12 protein-coding genes and 1 pseudogene are annotated in these 15,548 nt (G+C 62.8%); 6 read left to right on the top strand and 7 right to left on the bottom strand.

Annotated elements, in window-relative coordinates; all coding sequences use genetic code 11:
* Positions 1–14: 14 nt before the first annotated feature.
* Positions 15–773: a phosphoadenylyl-sulfate reductase gene (locus Tal182_RS06275; protein ID WP_085858677.1), complete on the bottom strand. Its 759-nt coding sequence runs from the start codon at positions 771–773 to the stop codon at positions 15–17.
* 419 nt (positions 774–1,192) lie between these two features.
* On the opposite strand from Tal182_RS06275, the gene Tal182_RS06280 reads away from it, so the two are divergent.
* On the top strand, positions 1,193–1,639 hold the full coding sequence (locus Tal182_RS06280) for an Rrf2 family transcriptional regulator (RefSeq protein ID WP_085858679.1): 447 nt from the start codon (positions 1,193–1,195) through the stop codon (positions 1,637–1,639).
* On the opposite strand, the gene Tal182_RS06285 is transcribed toward Tal182_RS06280, so the two are convergent.
* The 4 genes and pseudogenes from Tal182_RS06285 to betI all read right to left on the bottom strand — a co-directional run.
* Entirely contained in the window at positions 1,640–2,977 is a 1,338-nt protein-coding gene (locus Tal182_RS06285; protein WP_245344831.1) for a chloride channel protein, read from the bottom strand.
* A 354-nt stretch (positions 2,978–3,331) separates the two neighbouring features.
* On the bottom strand, positions 3,332–4,981 hold the full coding sequence (gene betA / locus Tal182_RS06295) for a choline dehydrogenase (RefSeq protein ID WP_064809861.1): 1,650 nt from the start codon (positions 4,979–4,981) through the stop codon (positions 3,332–3,334).
* 169 nt (positions 4,982–5,150) lie between these two features.
* Positions 5,151–6,614: a betaine-aldehyde dehydrogenase gene (gene betB / locus Tal182_RS06300; protein WP_085858683.1), complete on the bottom strand. Its 1,464-nt coding sequence runs from the start codon at positions 6,612–6,614 to the stop codon at positions 5,151–5,153.
* Positions 6,615–6,774: 160 nt separating this feature from the next.
* Positions 6,775–7,350, bottom strand: a pseudogene (betI, locus tag Tal182_RS06305) (transcriptional regulator BetI); the annotation flags it as partial.
* Between the two features lie 187 nt (positions 7,351–7,537).
* On the opposite strand from betI, the gene Tal182_RS06310 reads away from it, so the two are divergent.
* The 4 genes from Tal182_RS06310 to Tal182_RS06325 all read left to right on the top strand — a co-directional run bounded on the left by Tal182_RS06310 (position 7,538) and on the right by Tal182_RS06325 (position 11,583).
* Positions 7,538–8,086, top strand: coding sequence for an HdeD family acid-resistance protein (locus Tal182_RS06310; RefSeq protein WP_085858687.1), 549 nt, complete (start codon positions 7,538–7,540; stop codon positions 8,084–8,086).
* A 195-nt stretch (positions 8,087–8,281) separates the two neighbouring features.
* Positions 8,282–8,524 (top strand): type II toxin-antitoxin system ParD family antitoxin, encoded by a 243-nt coding sequence (locus tag Tal182_RS06315; RefSeq protein ID WP_064801122.1) that lies wholly within the window; start codon positions 8,282–8,284, stop codon positions 8,522–8,524.
* Between the two features lie 228 nt (positions 8,525–8,752).
* Positions 8,753–10,501 (top strand): EAL domain-containing protein, encoded by a 1,749-nt coding sequence (locus tag Tal182_RS06320; protein WP_245344852.1) that lies wholly within the window; start codon positions 8,753–8,755, stop codon positions 10,499–10,501.
* A gap of 77 nt (positions 10,502–10,578) precedes the next feature.
* Positions 10,579–11,583 carry an NAD(P)H-quinone oxidoreductase gene (locus Tal182_RS06325; RefSeq protein ID WP_085858691.1) on the top strand — a complete coding sequence of 335 codons (1,005 nt, stop codon included), beginning with the start codon at positions 10,579–10,581 and terminating at the stop codon, positions 11,581–11,583.
* 93 nt (positions 11,584–11,676) lie between these two features.
* Here the strand turns inward: Tal182_RS06325 and Tal182_RS06330 are convergent, their stop codons facing one another.
* The gene (locus Tal182_RS06330) at positions 11,677–13,098 is read right to left on the bottom strand and encodes an MFS transporter (RefSeq protein ID WP_085858693.1); all 1,422 of its coding nucleotides are present in this window, start codon (positions 13,096–13,098) and stop codon (positions 11,677–11,679) included.
* A gap of 102 nt (positions 13,099–13,200) precedes the next feature.
* Between Tal182_RS06330 and Tal182_RS06335 the strand changes: the two genes are divergently transcribed.
* Complete coding sequence (locus tag Tal182_RS06335) at positions 13,201–13,824, top strand: metalloregulator ArsR/SmtB family transcription factor (RefSeq protein WP_085858695.1); 624 nt, start codon at positions 13,201–13,203, stop codon at positions 13,822–13,824.
* A 41-nt stretch (positions 13,825–13,865) separates the two neighbouring features.
* Here the strand turns inward: Tal182_RS06335 and Tal182_RS06340 are convergent, their stop codons facing one another.
* A complete protein-coding gene (locus Tal182_RS06340; protein WP_085858697.1) occupies positions 13,866–15,077 on the bottom strand; it encodes an MFS transporter in 1,212 nt (403 codons plus the stop codon).
* Between the last annotated feature and the right edge of the window lie 471 nt (positions 15,078–15,548).

Raw genomic sequence — 15,548 nt, forward strand, 5'->3', positions numbered from 1 at the left:
GCCGTGAGGGTTGATTATTGTGCGGCGACCACCGCGGAGGCCTCTTCGGCCACGTGCAGACCGCATTCGCGCTTCTCGTCCTGCTCCCACCACCAGCGCCCGGCGCGCTCCGGCTCGCCGGGCTTGATCGCCCGGGTGCACGGCTCGCAGCCGATCGACGGATAGCCGCGCGCATGCAGCGGATTGACCGGCACGCCGTTTTCCGAAACGAAGGCCTTGATCGCCTCGATGTCCCAATCGGCGAGCGGATTGACCTTCACGAGGTGCCGCTCGGCGTCATATTCGGCAAAGGGCGTTTCGGCGCGGTTGGCCGATTGCCCGCGGCGCAGGCCGGTGATCCAGATCGTTGCACCCTCGAGAGCGCGCGCAAGCGGCTTCAGCTTGCGCACGCCGCAACAGGCATGCCGTGCCTCGACGCTTTCGTAGAACCCGTTGAGGCCGTATTTCGCTGCGTAGGCGTCGATATCGGCCTTTTCGGGAGTGAAGCGCTGGATATGGATGTCGTATTGGGCTTCGGTCTCGTCGATCAGCGCCAGCGTCTCGGCAAACAGCCGGCCGGTCTCGAGCGTCGCGATGTCGATCGGCAGGCGGTGCGTGCCGATCTCGGCGCTGATCACCTGATCTTCGATGCCGAGCGAGGTGGTGAACACCACGCGCCCGCCAAGGCCCGCCACCAGGGACAGACGTCCGGCAAGGTCGAGACCCGCCAGCTTGTCGTTCAGCGCCTTGGCTTCCGCAATCGGCCCTTCCGCAATCGTATCGATAACAGTCATGAGAATCCTGTCCTTTGTTGACCGGAGTATCGCAGTTCAGTCCCCGATCGGACAGAAAAAGGGATTTCGAAAGCTGCGGCCACAGGAGCAAATATCTCTCCGAAGCTGCCGCAATGCAAAAAAACAGCCGCCCGCGGATAAAGATCCCCGCCGCCAGCTTGTATGTCTATAAAAATAGTAGAGTTACACGCAGCCTGTCAATTCGAAATCTGAAGTGATGCCGAAAAAGGTGCGGAAGGCGGGGTTTTGGCGTAAATTGCAAGGGGTTGGCCAAGGGTGAAAAACAAGGCCAAAAATGCTTGTCCCTCAAGGCTTTCTCTAGCGCGTTCAAATTCCGTTCATGCTGGTTGTGCCATAGAGGCGAATGTACTCGTGAAGCGGCGCGGGAATACGCGCCGCCTGTGTGTTGACGGTCTGAGATGATTACGCAAAAGGCGAAATATGCGCTGCGGGCGCTCACGGCTCTGGCGGATGCCGATGCCGACGAACCGGTGATGATTTCCGATATTGCCGCGCAGCAGAAGATCCCGAAGAAGTTCCTCGAACAGATCCTGCTCGACCTGAAACATCACGGCATCGTCGTCAGCCGCCGGGGCAAGCAGGGTGGTTATCTCCTACTCAAGCCCGCCCACACCATCACCTTCGGCGAAATCCTGCGCATCATCGATGGTCCCATCGCACCGCTGCCGTGCCTGTCGATCACAGCCTATCGCAGGTGCGACGATTGCGACGGCGAACAGACCTGCGAAATCAGGCACGTCTTCGCCAAGGTGGCCGACGCCACACGCAAGGTGCTGTTCTCGACGACCATTGCCGATGCCGTCGGCCCGAGGCAAGGCGCCGAAGTCACCCGCCTGCTTGCCTGATCAGCTCTCAGCCGTTTCCCTGGCGCGCCGGGCCCGGATCGCCGCGGCGATGAAGACGCGCGACAGGCCGTGATAGAGCGGCTCGCGCGACAGAATGCGCGAGGTGATGTAGCCGATCATCGATACCGCCATGATCGGAATGACGGCCTGATGGTCGCCGGTCATTTCGAGGATGATAACAAAGGCGGTCATCGGTGCCTGCACCACGCCGGAGAAATATCCAGCCATGCCGAGAATGGCCGCAAGCGCGATACTGCTGCCCATGATCTGGCCGATCGTGCTGCCGAAGCCGGCGCCGACGGAGAGCGAGGGCGCGAAGATGCCGCCTGGAATGCCCGACATCATCGACAGAAAACCGGCAAGCAGCTTTTCGAGGAAGAACAGCAGGGGCAGGGGATTGCCCTCGACGGCGCCTTTCGCCTGGACATAACCCGTTCCGAAGGTCATGCCGCACGAAAGGATGCCGATGACCGCGACGGCGAGGCCGCACGCCGTTGCCAGCAGCATCATCCGCCGCAGCGGCTGCGGATGCGCCCATCGGCGAACGTGCTGACCGAAATGGAGCGCAAGCCCGCTGAAAGCCGCACCCAGTGCGCCGCCGCCGATGCCGCAGACGAGCACCAGTTCCCAATCGCCTACCGAGGCGGGGGCGACGGCGGTGGAGCCGAAATAATTGTAGCTGCCGGCAAGCCCGAGGGCGGCAAGGCCTGAAAGGATGACGGCCGTCAGCACCAGCCCGTTCGCACGGGACTCATAGGTCCGGCTCATTTCCTCGATGGCGAAGACGATGCCGGCGAGCGGCGTGTTGAAGGCCGCGGCGATGCCGGCCGCCGAGCCGGCGAGGATCAGGCCGCGCGCCTGCGCCATGCCGCCGAAGCTGGCGACGGCCAGCATGATCGATGCGCCCACCTGCACGGTCGGTCCCTCGCGGCCGATCGATGCGCCGCTCGCGAGCCCGAGCACGGTCAGCAGGATCTTGCCGAAGACGAGCCGCAGCGACAGCAGCCGCGAGCGGTCCTCCGGATCACGCAGATGCCGCGCGGCGATCGCTTGCGGAATGCCGCTGCCCTGCGCGTTCGGGAAGAATGTTGCGGCGAGATAGGCCGACAGTATGAAGCCGAGCGGGGTGATGACGAGCGGCAGCAGAAAGCCCCATTGCCCAGAAGCGGTCACGCCGGCAAAGCCGCGCTGCGCCAGATCCGCAAGCCTGGCGAAGCCGACGCTGATGATGCCGATCGCAAAGGCGCCGAACCAGAAGATCAGCCGCGGACGCCAGAGGGAGAAGGAGCCCCAAAGGACACGCGATCTACGGAGAAGTCTGGATTTGCGATGAAACACTGGCGGGCCGGATCCGATGCGAGATAGGAGCTCTTCCTAACCCCGTTCGAGTGAAAAGGACCACCCCTTTCTTCAAAAATGGCTTCCTTGCCGCGGCATGCGCAGCCCGCCCGTCCAACCGGACAGGGGCATCGGTTTCAGCGGTGACCGGCGCCGATGCACTCCGCTATATCATGGAGGAGCGGAGCCTTGGCCAGGCCGATCTCCCGGAAGTGGGCGCTCAGTCCGTCGTGTCTGAGATCTTGAGCGGTAAACGGCAAATCAATGTCCGACAAGCTCGCGCGCTGAGTGAGCGGTTTCTGACCCCGGCATCCGTATTTCTATCTTTCTGACGATAGATGTTCACCCCGAATATCACCGGTCGCTCACCGCCGCCCGCGGGTTGATCCACGGCTCCTGGTTGGAGCGCGCCAGCGGCTGCTTGCCGAGAATATGATCCGCCGCCTTCTCGCCGGTCATGATCGACGGGCCATTCAGGTTGCCGTAGGTGACATGCGGAAAGATCGAGCTGTCGGCGACGCGCAGGCCATCGACGCCGATCACCCGGGTCTGCGGGTCGACCACCGCCATCGGATCGTCCTTCGCCCCCATCTTGCAGGTGCCGCAGGGGTGATAGGCGCTTTCCAGATGTTCGCGCAGGAAGGCGTCGATTTGCTCGTCGCTCTGGACGCTTTCGCCCGGCTGGATCTCCGGGCCGCGATAGGCGTCGAACGCCTTCTGCCCGAAGATCTCGCGGGTCAGCCGCACGCAGTGGCGAAACTTCTCCCAGTCTTCCGGATGGCTCATATAATTGAAGCGCAGCACAGGATCGGCCTTCGGGTCGGGCGATCGCAGCGTCACGCTGCCGCGCGATTTCGACAGGTTGTAGCCAACATGCACCTGGAAGCCGTGGCTCTTGGCCGCCGCCTTGCCGTCATAGCTGATCGCCACGGGGAGGAAATGATACTGGATGTCGGGCTGCTTCAGCCCAGGTGCGGAGCGCAGGAAGGCGCAGGCTTCGAACTGGTTTGAGGCGCCGAGCCCGCCCTTCGATAAGAGCCATTGCGCGCCCGCCACCCCCTGCCAGAACCAGGGCAGCCAGGAATAGAGCGACACCGGCTTGGTGCTGACCTGCTGGAAATAGAATTCCATATGGTCCTGCAGATTGGCGCCGACACCCGGCCGGTCGGCCTTCACCGCGATGCCCATTTCCTTCAGATGCTCGCCCGGGCCGATGCCGGACAGCATCAGAAGCTTCGGCGAATTGAAGGAGGAGGCCGCGACGATCACCTCGCGGTTGGCCTTCACCACCTCTGTCCTGCCGCCGCGTTCGATCTCGACGCCAGTCGCCCGCCCGTTCTCGATGACGATCCGGCGCGCCATACCGTAGACGATCCCGACATTGTCGCGCTTCAGCGCCGGTTTCAGATAGGCATTGGCGGCAGACCAGCGGCGCCCGGCAAAGATGGTCTGCTCCATCAGCCCGAAGCCTTCCTGCTTGCTGCCGTTATAATCCTCGGTCGTCTCGAAGCCCGCCTGCTTGCCGGCCTCGACGAAGGCCCGGAACAGCGGATTGGTGAAGCCGCCGCGCTGCACGTGCAGCGGCCCGTCCGTGCCGCGCCAACCCTCTTCGCCGCCATGCGAATGTTCCATCCGCTTGAAATAGGGAAGAACGTCGGCATAGGCCCAGCCGCTGGCGCCGAGCTCTTCCCAGCGGTTGAAGTCTTCGGCATGGCCGCGCACATAGACCATGCCGTTGATCGAGGAAGAGCCACCGATCACCTTGCCGCGGGGCGCGGTGATGCGCCGGTTGTTGAGATTCGGCTCCGGCTCGGAGAGATAACCCCAATTGTAGCGCTTCATGCTCATCGGCCAGGCAAGCGCTGCCGGCATCTGGATGAACGGCCCGAAATCGCTGCCGCCCGCCTCGATGACGAGCACGCTGTTCTTGCCGTCCTCGGAGAGGCGGTAGGCAAGGGCGGAGCCGGCCGAGCCGGAGCCGATGATGACGAAATCTGCTTGCATGGTTTTTCTCTCGTGTTTTGCTTCAGCCGTCGCGCCGCGTCGCCCCCTCATCCGGCTGCCGCCACCTTCTCCCCGAGGGGAGAAGGGACGTGCCGCGGCCTCTCGACTCCCCTTCTCCCCTGGGGGAGAAGGTACCCGGAGGGCGGATGAAGGGGCTGCTTGCGCCGACTTAGTAAGGCGCCGCCACCGGCCCCAGGCCGACGTAAACCGTCTTCAGCTCGGAATAATGCTCGAGCGCCGCCAGCGAATTCTCCCGGCCGAAGCCCGATTGCTTCGAGCCGCCGAAGGGGATTTCCACCGGGCAGAGATTATAGGTGTTGATCCAGAGCGTGCCGGCCTCCAGCCGGTCGACGACGCGGTGGGCGCGGGTGAGATCGGCGGTGAAGACGCCGCCGGACAGGCCGAATTCGCTGGCATTGGCGCGTCTGATCACCTCGTCCTCATCGTCGAAATCGAGCACCGACATGACAGGCCCGAAGATCTCTTCGCGGGCGATCGTCATCTCGTCGGTGACATCGGCAAACACGGTCGGCTGCACGTAATAGCCTTCGCCCGAGACATTGTTCGGAATGCCGCCGCCGGCAATAAGCGTTGCACCCTCGGCCTTGCCCTTCTCGATATAGCCGACCACCTTCTCGCGCTGCGCCCAGGAGACCATCGGGCCGATCTGCGTCGCCTCATCAAGCGGATCGCCGATCAGCATCGCCTCGGTGCGCCCTTTCAACCGCTTCAGGAATTCGGCCTTGATCCCCTTCTGCACGAAGACGCGGGTGCCGTTCGAGCAGACCTGGCCCGTCGAATAGAAATTGCCGAGCATCGCGCCGCCGACCGCCGAATCGAGATCGGCGTCGTCGAAGACGATCAGCGGCGACTTGCCGCCGAGTTCCATCGTCACGTGCTTGAGATTGCCGGCGGCAGCCGCTGCCACCCTGCGTCCGGTCGGCACCGATCCGGTCAGTGATACCTTGGCGACATCGGGGTGGTTGACGAGCAGCGGCCCAGTGTCGCGGTCGCCTTGGATGACGTTGAAGAGCCCCTTCGGCAGCCCCGCCTCATGCAGGATCTCGGCGATCTTCAGGGCGCCGAGCGGCGTGTTCTCGGAAGGCTTGAACACCATGGCATTGCCGCAGACAAGCGCCGGGGCAGCTTTCCAGCAGGCGATCTGCTGCGGATAGTTCCAGGCGCCGATACCGACGCAGACGCCGAGTGGTACGCGCTTGGTATAGGCAAAATCCTGGCCGAGCGGGATATGGGCGCCGTTGAGGCCGGCGGGTGCGACGCCGCCGAAGAATTCGAAGGCATCCGCACCCGAGGTCGGGTCGGCCACGATCGTTTCCTGGATCGGCTTGCCGGTGTCGAGCGTCTCCAGTTCGGAAAGCTCGCGGTTGCGTTGGCGCATGATCTCGGCGGCGCGCTTGAGAATGCGCCCGCGCGCCATCGGGCTCATCGCCGCCCATTCCGGCTGGGCGCGCTTGGCCGCAGCAATCGCCTTTTCGACAATTGCGGGCGTTGCCGCATGCAGCCGGGCGATGACCTCGCCGGTGGCGGGATAGAGGCTCTCGATGACGGTGCCGTCGGTATCCTCGACATATTCGCCGTCGATGAAGTGCGAGGCTTTCGGCTGGGCTTTCATATCATTTGTCCTTGGGGTGTTCGATGTGGTCGTCCCTTCTCCCCTCGGGGAGAAGGTGGCCCGCAGGGCCGGATGAGGGGGTGGCAATCTCGGCCTTTCGGCCGTTCGCTCCTGCGTCGCTCACCCCCTCATCTGTCCTTCGGACATCTTCTCCCCGCTGGGGAGAAGGAGAGGTGGCGGCTAGAAGCGCGTTCAGATAATCCTCCGTCAGCGCGATCGAGGCATCAATGCCGATCGGCGCCGATTTCAGACTTTGCCTGATATAGAGCCCGTCGATCATCGCCGCAGCGCCCTCGGCGATGCGTTCTGCGGCGTCGGCCGGCAGCAGCGCCTTGAGATCGGCAAGCAAGTTCGAACGCAGCCGGCTGGCATAGATCACCAGAAAGCGCCGCGTCTCCTCGGAGCGCTGCGCTTCGGCATAAAAGGCAAGCCAGGCGGCAATCGTCTCCGGCGCGAACTGGTCGGCGTGGAAGCTGACACGGAGCACCGCCGAAAGCCGTTCGCGCGGTGTCTTCGCTGCCTTCAGCGCTGCCACCGTATCGCTGCGCAACTGCCTCAGCAGCGAGCGGATCGTCTCGATCAGCAATTGTTCCTTGCTGCCGAAATAATGATGGGCAAGGGCTGGCGAGACGCCGGCCTGGCGGGCGATGTCGGACATGGTGACGGCAAGCGAGCCGTGATCGCCGATGACCCGCAGCGCCGCATCGACAAGCGCCTTGCGGCGCACCGGCTCCATTCCGACTTTCGGCAAGGCCGCAACTCCCTGAAAACGGCGCCATGTTACTTCTGGCCATATTATCTCTACCCATATTATTTTTGATTGACTGATCAATCAATAAAAATCTTTCTTGCGTGCCGCCCGCGGCCGCATCTTCCCCCGGGCCATTGCTGCAACATATTCAAAGCTACGGGGAGGTGCGTTTATGGCCGATGTCTTCAACGAAACGCCGGCATCCCAGTTGCAGTCGAAATGGATCTGGTTCGTCGGCCTCGGCGTGCTGCTCTTGGTCTGCGGTCTGATCGCGCTCGGCAACCTGATGTTCGCCACTGTCGTTTCAGTCTATTACGTCGGCATGCTCATGCTGTTCGGCGGCGTGACCTATCTCGTCCATGCCTTTCAGGTCCGTGGCTGGGATCATGTGCTCTTCTGGACCCTGAGCGGCCTGCTCTATGTGTTTGCCGGCATCGCAGCCTTCGTCAATCCGATCCTGACATCGGCGGCGCTGACGCTGTTTCTATCGCTCGCCCTCGTCATCGCCGGCGTCTTCCGCACCTGGGTCGGAAGGCGCATGAAGCCGGCCAAAGGCTGGGGCTGGATCGTCGCAAGCGGCGTCATCACCGCGCTTGCCGGTTTCGTCATCGCGCTCGGCTGGCCGGTCAACAGCCTCTGGGTCCTCGGCCTTTTCCTGGCCGTCGATCTCATTGTCCAGGGCTGGACGATGATCGCCTTCGGCCTCGGCATCCGCAGCTGAAACGGTGGAAAGCCGTTTCTTTTTTGACAAGGACATGACGGGGGATTAGACTTTAGGGATTAGGGCCGATCCGGGTTATGCGGACGGTTTCCGTGCGAATGCACCACAGCACCGGCGCACTCGCCGAGATGCCGAAAATGGTCATGCGTCCCCCAAAGGCAGGGTACTGCCTGAAGAAAAAAAGGGAGGAAGTTCATGCCGATGGTCACCGTTTCCCTCTCTCCGCAACAGGCGGCGGGCATCCGTGCCGCCGTCGACACGGGTGGTTACGCCTCGAGCAGCGAGGTCGTCCGCGAGGCGCTTCGCCTCTGGGATACCGCCCGCAAGCTCGGCGAAATCAAGGCAGATCTCCTCGACGACGAGAGCGTCGCCTCCGGCGGCAGATGCGTCGCCGACATGTTTGCCGATCATGAAGCGCAGCGCCGTCGCTCCGCCTGAACAAGCGCCTGATTGTACTGGATAATTCGAATTCACGCGGAACGCGTGTCGGGGATTCGCGTCTTTCACAAAACTTTCATATTGGCGAAAGGGTTCATTGATCCTTCTGCGGCAAGTTCCTGAGCAAGAAGAACAAGTCGCAGTGGAGATCGGCCCACAATGAAGACTGCAATATCTTTGGCTGGCGCCGTCGAGCCGGGCGTGCTCCGCCGTTATGCGAGCGATCAGATGGTAACCCTTGCCAAGCTCGTCCTCGAGAACGCCTTCCAGCCGATAGTCGAAGCCGGCACCGGTACTGTCTTCGGTTACGAGTCCCTGATGCGCGGCCAGGAGCGCATCAGTTACGAAACGCCGGCCGACATTCTGGACGAGGCGCATCGGACCGGTCAGCTGCTGCAGCTCGAACAGATGGTTGCCAGCCGCGCGCTCGCCAAGTTCGCGACGCTGTCGAATTTCTCCACCGCGACGCTGTTCCTCAATCTCGATGTCCGGCTGATCCCCGATGGTGAGCGCCTAGTCGAGAGCCTGCTGCAACACCTGCGGACGGCCAATATTCCGCCGTCCTCCATCTGTTTCGAGTTCTCCGAACGTTTCGACAATACCAGCGTGCCGGAATTTGCCGCCCTGGTTTCCACGCTGCGCAAGGCCGGCTTCAAGCTGGCGATCGACGATTTCGGCGTCGGTCACGGCGAGATGAAGCTGCTTTGCGATCATGCCGTCGACTATCTGAAGATCGACCGGCATTTCGTCGCCGAGATCGACCGCAGCCCGCGCAAGCGTCATCTGCTGAAGAGCATCGTCAACATTGCCCATGTGCTCGGCACCCGCGTCATCGCCGAAGGCATCGAGACCGAGGCCGAATTCATCGCCTGCCGCGAATATGGCGTCGATCTCGTTCAGGGCTGGTTCGTCTCGCGGCCGACCACGCATATGTCGGAGCTGGCGCCATCCTTCCCGCATCTGCAGGAGCTCGGCAAGAGCAAGCGGGCGAGCCAGTCGCTCGACGAAATCCTGATCCGCAAGCAGATCGAGCTCCTGCCGACGGTCTACGAAAACGACAGCATCGACAGCGTCTTCGAACTCTTCCGCCGCAATCCGCGTCAGGCCTTCTTTCCGGTCCTCAACGCCAATGACGAGCCGCGCGGCATTATCCATGAGCATCACCTCAAGGAATATATTTATCAGCCCTTTGGCCGCGATCTCTTGAAGAACAAGATGTACGAGCGCTCCATTTCGCATTTCGTCGAGATGGCGCCGATCGTCGGCCTCGACAGCGATGCCGAGCAACTGATGGCGATCTTCGCCAATATGGAGGGCAGCAACTGCCTGATCCTGACCGACAATATGCGTTATGCCGGCGTTGTTTCCGCCGCTTCGCTGATCAAGGTCATCAACGAGAAACAGCTGAAGACCGCCCAGGACCAGAACCCTCTGACCGGCCTGCCGGGCAATCGCGCCATCCGTGATTTCATGCGCCAGTCCGGGCGCGACGGCGATGAGGTCCGCCATTTCTGCTATTGCGACTTCGACAACTTCAAGCCGTTCAACGATGCCTACGGCTTCCATCTCGGCGACCACGCGATCTCGCTGTTTGCCGCGCTGATGCGCCGCTATTTCTTCGCCGAGCGGCATTTTCTCGGGCATGTCGGCGGCGATGATTTCTTCATCGGCGTCGTCGGCTGGACGAAGGAGGAGCTGACCGAGATCCTCGACCGGCTGATCAGCGATTTCCACGACGACGTGCTCGATCTCTATTCCGACGAGCACCGCGCCGCCGGCCGCATCCTCGGCCACGACCGCACCGGCACTGAGGCCCTATTCCCGCTGATGCGCTGCTCGATCGGCGTTCTCGAACTGCCGGAAGGCCTCGTCATCGACGATATCAACCGCGTCAGCGCCGAAATCGCCGTCATCAAGTCGGCCGCCAAGGAGAGCGAGGAGGGCCTCGCCTTCCATTTCCTGGGCGAGGCGAATTGACGCCCTTGCCGCTTCCAGCCTTCCCAAGCCGGCCGGGCTGATCTATTCCGAACCTTCTGGATCAGGAGGGTCGCGCCATGTCATTGCCTCAGGAAATGCGTTTCGTCGATCTCAAGTCCTTCGGCGGGCCTGATGTGATGGTGATCGGCAAGCGTCCGCTGCCGGTGGCCGGCGAAGGCGAGGTCCTCGTGCGCGCCGAGGCGATCGGCGTCAACCGTCCCGATATCGCCCAGCGGCAGGGCAGCTATCCTCCACCCAAGGATGCGAGCCCGATTCTCGGGCTGGAGCTATCCGGTGAAATCGTCGGCATCGGGCCTGGCGTCAGCGGCTATGCGGTCGGCGACAAGGTCTGCGGCCTCGCCAATGGCGGCGCCTATGCCGAATATTGCCTGCTGCCGGCCGGTCAGATCCTGCCCTTTCCCAAGGGATACGACGCTGTAAAGGCCGCGGCGCTTCCCGAGACCTTCTTCACCGTCTGGGCAAATCTCTTCCAGATGGCCGGGCTGACCGAAGGCGAGAGCGTGCTGATCCATGGCGGCACGAGCGGTATCGGCACCACCGCCATCCAGCTCGCCCGCGCCTTCGGCGCCGAGGTCTATGCCACGGCCGGCTCGACGGAAAAATGCGAGGCCTGCGAAAAGCTCGGCGCCAAACGAGGGATCAACTATAGGAGCGAGGATTTCGCCGCGGTGATCAAGGCCGAAACCGGCCAGGGTGTCGATGTCATCCTCGACATGATCGGCGCCGCCTATTTCGAGCGCAACATCGCCTCGCTTGCCAAGGACGGCTGCCTGTCGATCATCGCCTTCCTCGGCGGGGCCGTCGCCGAAAAGGTCAATCTCTCGCCGATCATGGTCAAGCGCCTGACGGTCACTGGCTCCACCATGCGCCCGCGCACCGCCGAAGAAAAACGCGCCATCCGCGACGACCTGCTTTCCGAAGTCTGGCCGCTGCTGGAGGCCGGCACGGTCGCCCCCGTGATCCACAAGGTCTTCGCCTTCGAGAATGTCGTCGAGGCGCACCGGCTGCTGGAAGAGGGCAGCCATGTCGGCAAGGTCATGCTGCGCGTCAGCCGAGCATGATGCCGAAAAGTGTGAACGGTTTTCGGGCAACATCATGCTCTAACTCTTTTAATCTAGAACAGGATTCAGGTTTTAGGCCGACTCGGCCTAAAATCATCCTGTTCTGAGGGTCAGCGAGACGCCGACGGCGAGAATGCCCGGCAGTGCCATCAGCAGATAAAGCCAATGCGCCGCCGACAGCGCGCCCGACATGCCGCCCGAATCGACGAGGCCGGCGCCATTGGCGATGACGCCGGCGAAAGCCGCACCGAAGGCGCCGCCAAGCGAGCTCATCGTCGGGATTGCCGCCGAGGCCTTGTCTTGTTCGTTGCTGGCAACAAGCTTCAGCACCATGGCGACGAGATGCCCCCAGCCGAGACCGATACCGAAGCCCATCATCAACATGGCGGCCGCTGCCGGCAGGATGAGCGGCAAATCCCCCTGCGGATTTTCGTTGGCGAGAAACACCGCCAGCGAAGCGGTCGCCGCCGCCTCGATCAACGCGCCGGCGACGATCGCCAGATAGGCCTGTCGGCCACTCAACGAACTGCCGAGGAAGGCGGCGAAGGTCCAGCCGACGGCGACCAGCGCCACGAGATAACCGGAGATCAGCGGCGTTACCCCGTGCAGCACCTGCAGGAAATAGGGAATGAAGACGTCGCTGACGAGCACGACGGTCATGGCGAGCATTGCCAGGTAGACGCGGCAAATCGGCCGGGAAAGGCTGACGGCGCCGGACGGCAGCAGCCGGTTGCGGCTTCGGCCCTCGATGCCGAGCATGGCCGAGACCGCGATGACCGAGGCGATGATCAGCAGGGCTTTGATGGCCGTCACGTCGATCGCGCCGGCCGCACTGACCATCAGCACGGCGGTAAGCAGCAGCCCGATCTGCAGGACCGGTGTTCCCGCCTGGTCGCGCTCATCCCTGACCTCGGGCAAAAGCCGCGGCGCCAGCGCCGCCATCGCAAGGCCGAGCGGTACGAGCACGATGAAGGCGTAGCGCCAATTGCTGCCTGACGAAAAGAAGCCGCCGAGCGTCGGCCCGATGACGGTCGCCACACCCCAGATCGCCGCATACAGCGTCGAGGCTTTCGGCCATAGTGGTTCCGGGTAGACATAGCGGATGAAGGCATAGCCGAGGGCAGCCAGCGCGCCCGTCCCGAGGCCCTGGACGGCGCGGCCGATCAGCACCACCGGCATCGAAGGACCGATTGCCGCGACCATGCTGCCGACGCCGAAGACCAGCGCCGCGATCACATAGACCACGCGGAGCCCGATTCCCCGCGGGCGCATGGCGACGAAGATCGAACCGAGAATGGCGGCCGCCACGAACAGGCTCGTCACCCAGGAAATCAGGGCAAGGCCGCCGATATCGCGCACGATCGAGGGGGTGATGGTGGCGGTGATATAACTCTCGACAGCATAAAGCGTCACGCCGCCGGCAAGCATGAAGGTCGCCGGCAGGTGTGCGGGCAGGAACAGGCGGAAGACGGAACTGGCGTTCGGAATGGCAATGGTCTGGTCGATATCGGACATGGGATGCTCCCGATGTTTTTGCTGGCGGATTATTATTTTCCAAGTTATAAATTGGAAAATTGCATGTCGCTGCGATTAAAACAAGACTTCACTTGGAGAAATATGCGTCAGTCCCCGGCCAACCGAATTCTGATCCTGCTCAAGACCGAGGGCCCGCAGCTTGGCTCGGCAATCGGCGATGCGCTTGGCATTTCCGGCGAGGCCGCCCGCCAGCAGCTGGCGAAGATGGCAGAGGAGGGGCTGGTGGAGCCGGTCACCGTTGCCGCTGCCGGCAGGGGCAGGCCGCGTCAGCTCTGGCACCTGACTGCGGCCGGCAATCGCCGCTTCCCCGATGGCCATGCCGAACTGACGGCCAATCTCCTCGGCACCCTGGTCGATCAGCTTGGGGCGGGAGCGCTTGACACCGTCATCTCCGCCCGCGAGGCCGAGACGCTGAAGCGCTATCGCCACGAGCTCGAAAACGCCGGCGACCTTGCCGCGCGCGTCGAGGGCCTGGCCGCGATCCGCACCCGCGAGGGTTATATGGCCGACAGCTGGCAGGAGGCGGACGGCTCCTTCATGCTGGTTGAAAATCACTGCCCGATCTGCGCGGCTGCCACCGCCTGCGCCGGCTTCTGCCGCTCCGAACTCGAAACCTTCCGCGCCGCCCTCGGCGCAGACGTCGAGCGTAGCGAACATATCCTCACCGGCGCCCGCCGCTGCGCCTACCGCATCAGGGCGCGTTAAGGCATGGCGAGTGAACGTTGATCTTCCTGCGCCGCCTGCAATCAGGCCGGCTGCCGCGCCTGCCGCCTGCTGCTTTCCAGATGGAGCAACGCCCCAATCGCCCCCAAACCCGCGCCGGCGCCGACGAAGGCGGTGCCGGAATAATCGGTGAGCGATGTGCCGAAGGCGAAGAGCCCGGCGGCGATGCCGGTGCCGATGAAGGTGTTGAGCGAGAGCAGCGAGGTTCCGAGCCCCGGCCGGTCGGCGATCAGATCCTGCAGATAGGTGATCGGCACGCTGAGAATTGCCGCCGCGCCGCAGGCGTTGACAAGCAGCAGCGCATAGATGTGCCCGGGCGCGGAAGCAAATCCGAGCAGCAGCAGATAGGCGCAATAGATCAGCGCGCCGAAGGCGAGCACATGCGCGGTGCGGAAGCGCCGCTGCGCCATGCCCCACATCATCATGAACGGCATTTCGAGAAACGCCGTCAGCCCGGCGATGAAACCGACGTCGGCGACGTTTCCGCCCGCCGCACGGGTGATGATCAGCGGCAGAAGCATGCCGTTCAGCCGCTGCAGCGCGAAAAGCAGCGACATGATGACGACGCGGATCAGCACGTTCGGCATGAAGATCCGTTTCAGCGAAGCGAGGAAACCCACCGGATCGGGAGCAGGGCCGGTGCTGCCGTTGCCGGGGGCGAAGAAGAAATACAGGCAGAAGCAGGTGCAGCTGGCGAGTGCCGCGATCCCGTAGGCCGGCGTCATCGATGACGAATTGACGAGATAAAGGCCGATCAGCCCCGGCGCCAGCGCCCAGGAGCCGGAAAACAGCGCCCGCACCGTTGCCGTCACCGCCGCGCCCTCGCCACGCTCCATCTGGTTGGTCCTGGCGCGCAGGCTGGCGAAGAGCAGCGAATAGGTCGAGCCGCTCATCGGCACCAGCAGCAGCGTCGAAAAGATGAAGATTGCCGGGCTGTGGATGATTGCGATCGATCCGAAGCCGAGCATGCCGGCGACCGAAAGCGCCAGCACCAACGGCCGGCGCTCCTTCAGCCTGTCCGACCAGATGCCGAGCGTCAGGCTGGTCGTGACGTTGACGATCGCCGAGAAGAACACCAGCGCCGAATAGGCGCCGTTGCTTAAGTCCAGCTCGTTGATCCCGATGATCGACTGGTACGGCACGGTCGAGGCGTAGGTAAAAGCAAGCGCGACGAGCGTCACGGCGGGAATGCGGATCCTGTTGTCGCGCAGAATCAAGGAAAGAGTGGATGGCATTGGGGCGATTCCTGACGCACCATCTTTAGCCGCGTCCGATGCATCAGAAAAACGATAGTTTTCGATCTGTTCAGTCAATTCCGGTGATGATTGTCTGCGTCAGATCTGCGCTGTCAAACTGGAGAGCCAGAAATCGATTTGCCCCATGGGAAGAACGTTTCCGAGGAAACCGGTCAGAATTGACGCGATCGACATCAAAGCCAACCCCAGAAGCGCTCCGAGGATGATTCCAACGCTTGTCCTTTTGGGCCGGCGCGCCAACCAGCACGCCAGACCGAGAGAGGCGAGCGTGAAAAATACCCACAATATGGACGCTGAAATAGATAGACTTGATTGCAAGATGATACCTTCGAATGTGACTCGGTTGCAGGATAGCGTCGCTACGCGTCCGATCTCAAGGCTTGGGTTCACACCGGGCGCGGACATCAATACGGTTGGAGCCAGGCTCAAGATCTGGGATGACGGAGGTCA

Origin of the sequence: Rhizobium sp. TAL182 (assembly GCF_002117725.1) — a bacterium.
Classification (GTDB): Bacteria; Pseudomonadota; Alphaproteobacteria; order Rhizobiales; family Rhizobiaceae; genus Rhizobium; species Rhizobium esperanzae.

What these genes read in the sequence shown, in the direction of transcription:
- Tal182_RS06320 (WP_245344852.1), top strand. Translation starts at nt 8,753, where the DNA reads ATGGTAACCCTTGCCAAGCTCGTCCTCGAGAACGCCTTCCAGCCGATA.
- Tal182_RS06330 (WP_085858693.1), bottom strand. Translation starts at nt 13,098, where the DNA reads ATGTCCGATATCGACCAGACCATTGCCATTCCGAACGCCAGTTCCGTC.
- Tal182_RS06310 (WP_085858687.1), top strand. Translation starts at nt 7,538, where the DNA reads ATGGCCGATGTCTTCAACGAAACGCCGGCATCCCAGTTGCAGTCGAAA.
- betB (WP_085858683.1), bottom strand. Translation starts at nt 6,614, where the DNA reads ATGAAAGCCCAGCCGAAAGCCTCGCACTTCATCGACGGCGAATATGTC.
- Tal182_RS06335 (WP_085858695.1), top strand. Translation starts at nt 13,201, where the DNA reads ATGCGTCAGTCCCCGGCCAACCGAATTCTGATCCTGCTCAAGACCGAG.
- Tal182_RS06325 (WP_085858691.1), top strand. Translation starts at nt 10,579, where the DNA reads ATGTCATTGCCTCAGGAAATGCGTTTCGTCGATCTCAAGTCCTTCGGC.
- Tal182_RS06315 (WP_064801122.1), top strand. Translation starts at nt 8,282, where the DNA reads ATGCCGATGGTCACCGTTTCCCTCTCTCCGCAACAGGCGGCGGGCATC.
- Tal182_RS06280 (WP_085858679.1), top strand. Translation starts at nt 1,193, where the DNA reads ATGATTACGCAAAAGGCGAAATATGCGCTGCGGGCGCTCACGGCTCTG.
- Tal182_RS06340 (WP_085858697.1), bottom strand. Translation starts at nt 15,077, where the DNA reads ATGCCATCCACTCTTTCCTTGATTCTGCGCGACAACAGGATCCGCATT.
- Tal182_RS06275 (WP_085858677.1), bottom strand. Translation starts at nt 773, where the DNA reads ATGACTGTTATCGATACGATTGCGGAAGGGCCGATTGCGGAAGCCAAG.
- betA (WP_064809861.1), bottom strand. Translation starts at nt 4,981, where the DNA reads ATGCAAGCAGATTTCGTCATCATCGGCTCCGGCTCGGCCGGCTCCGCC.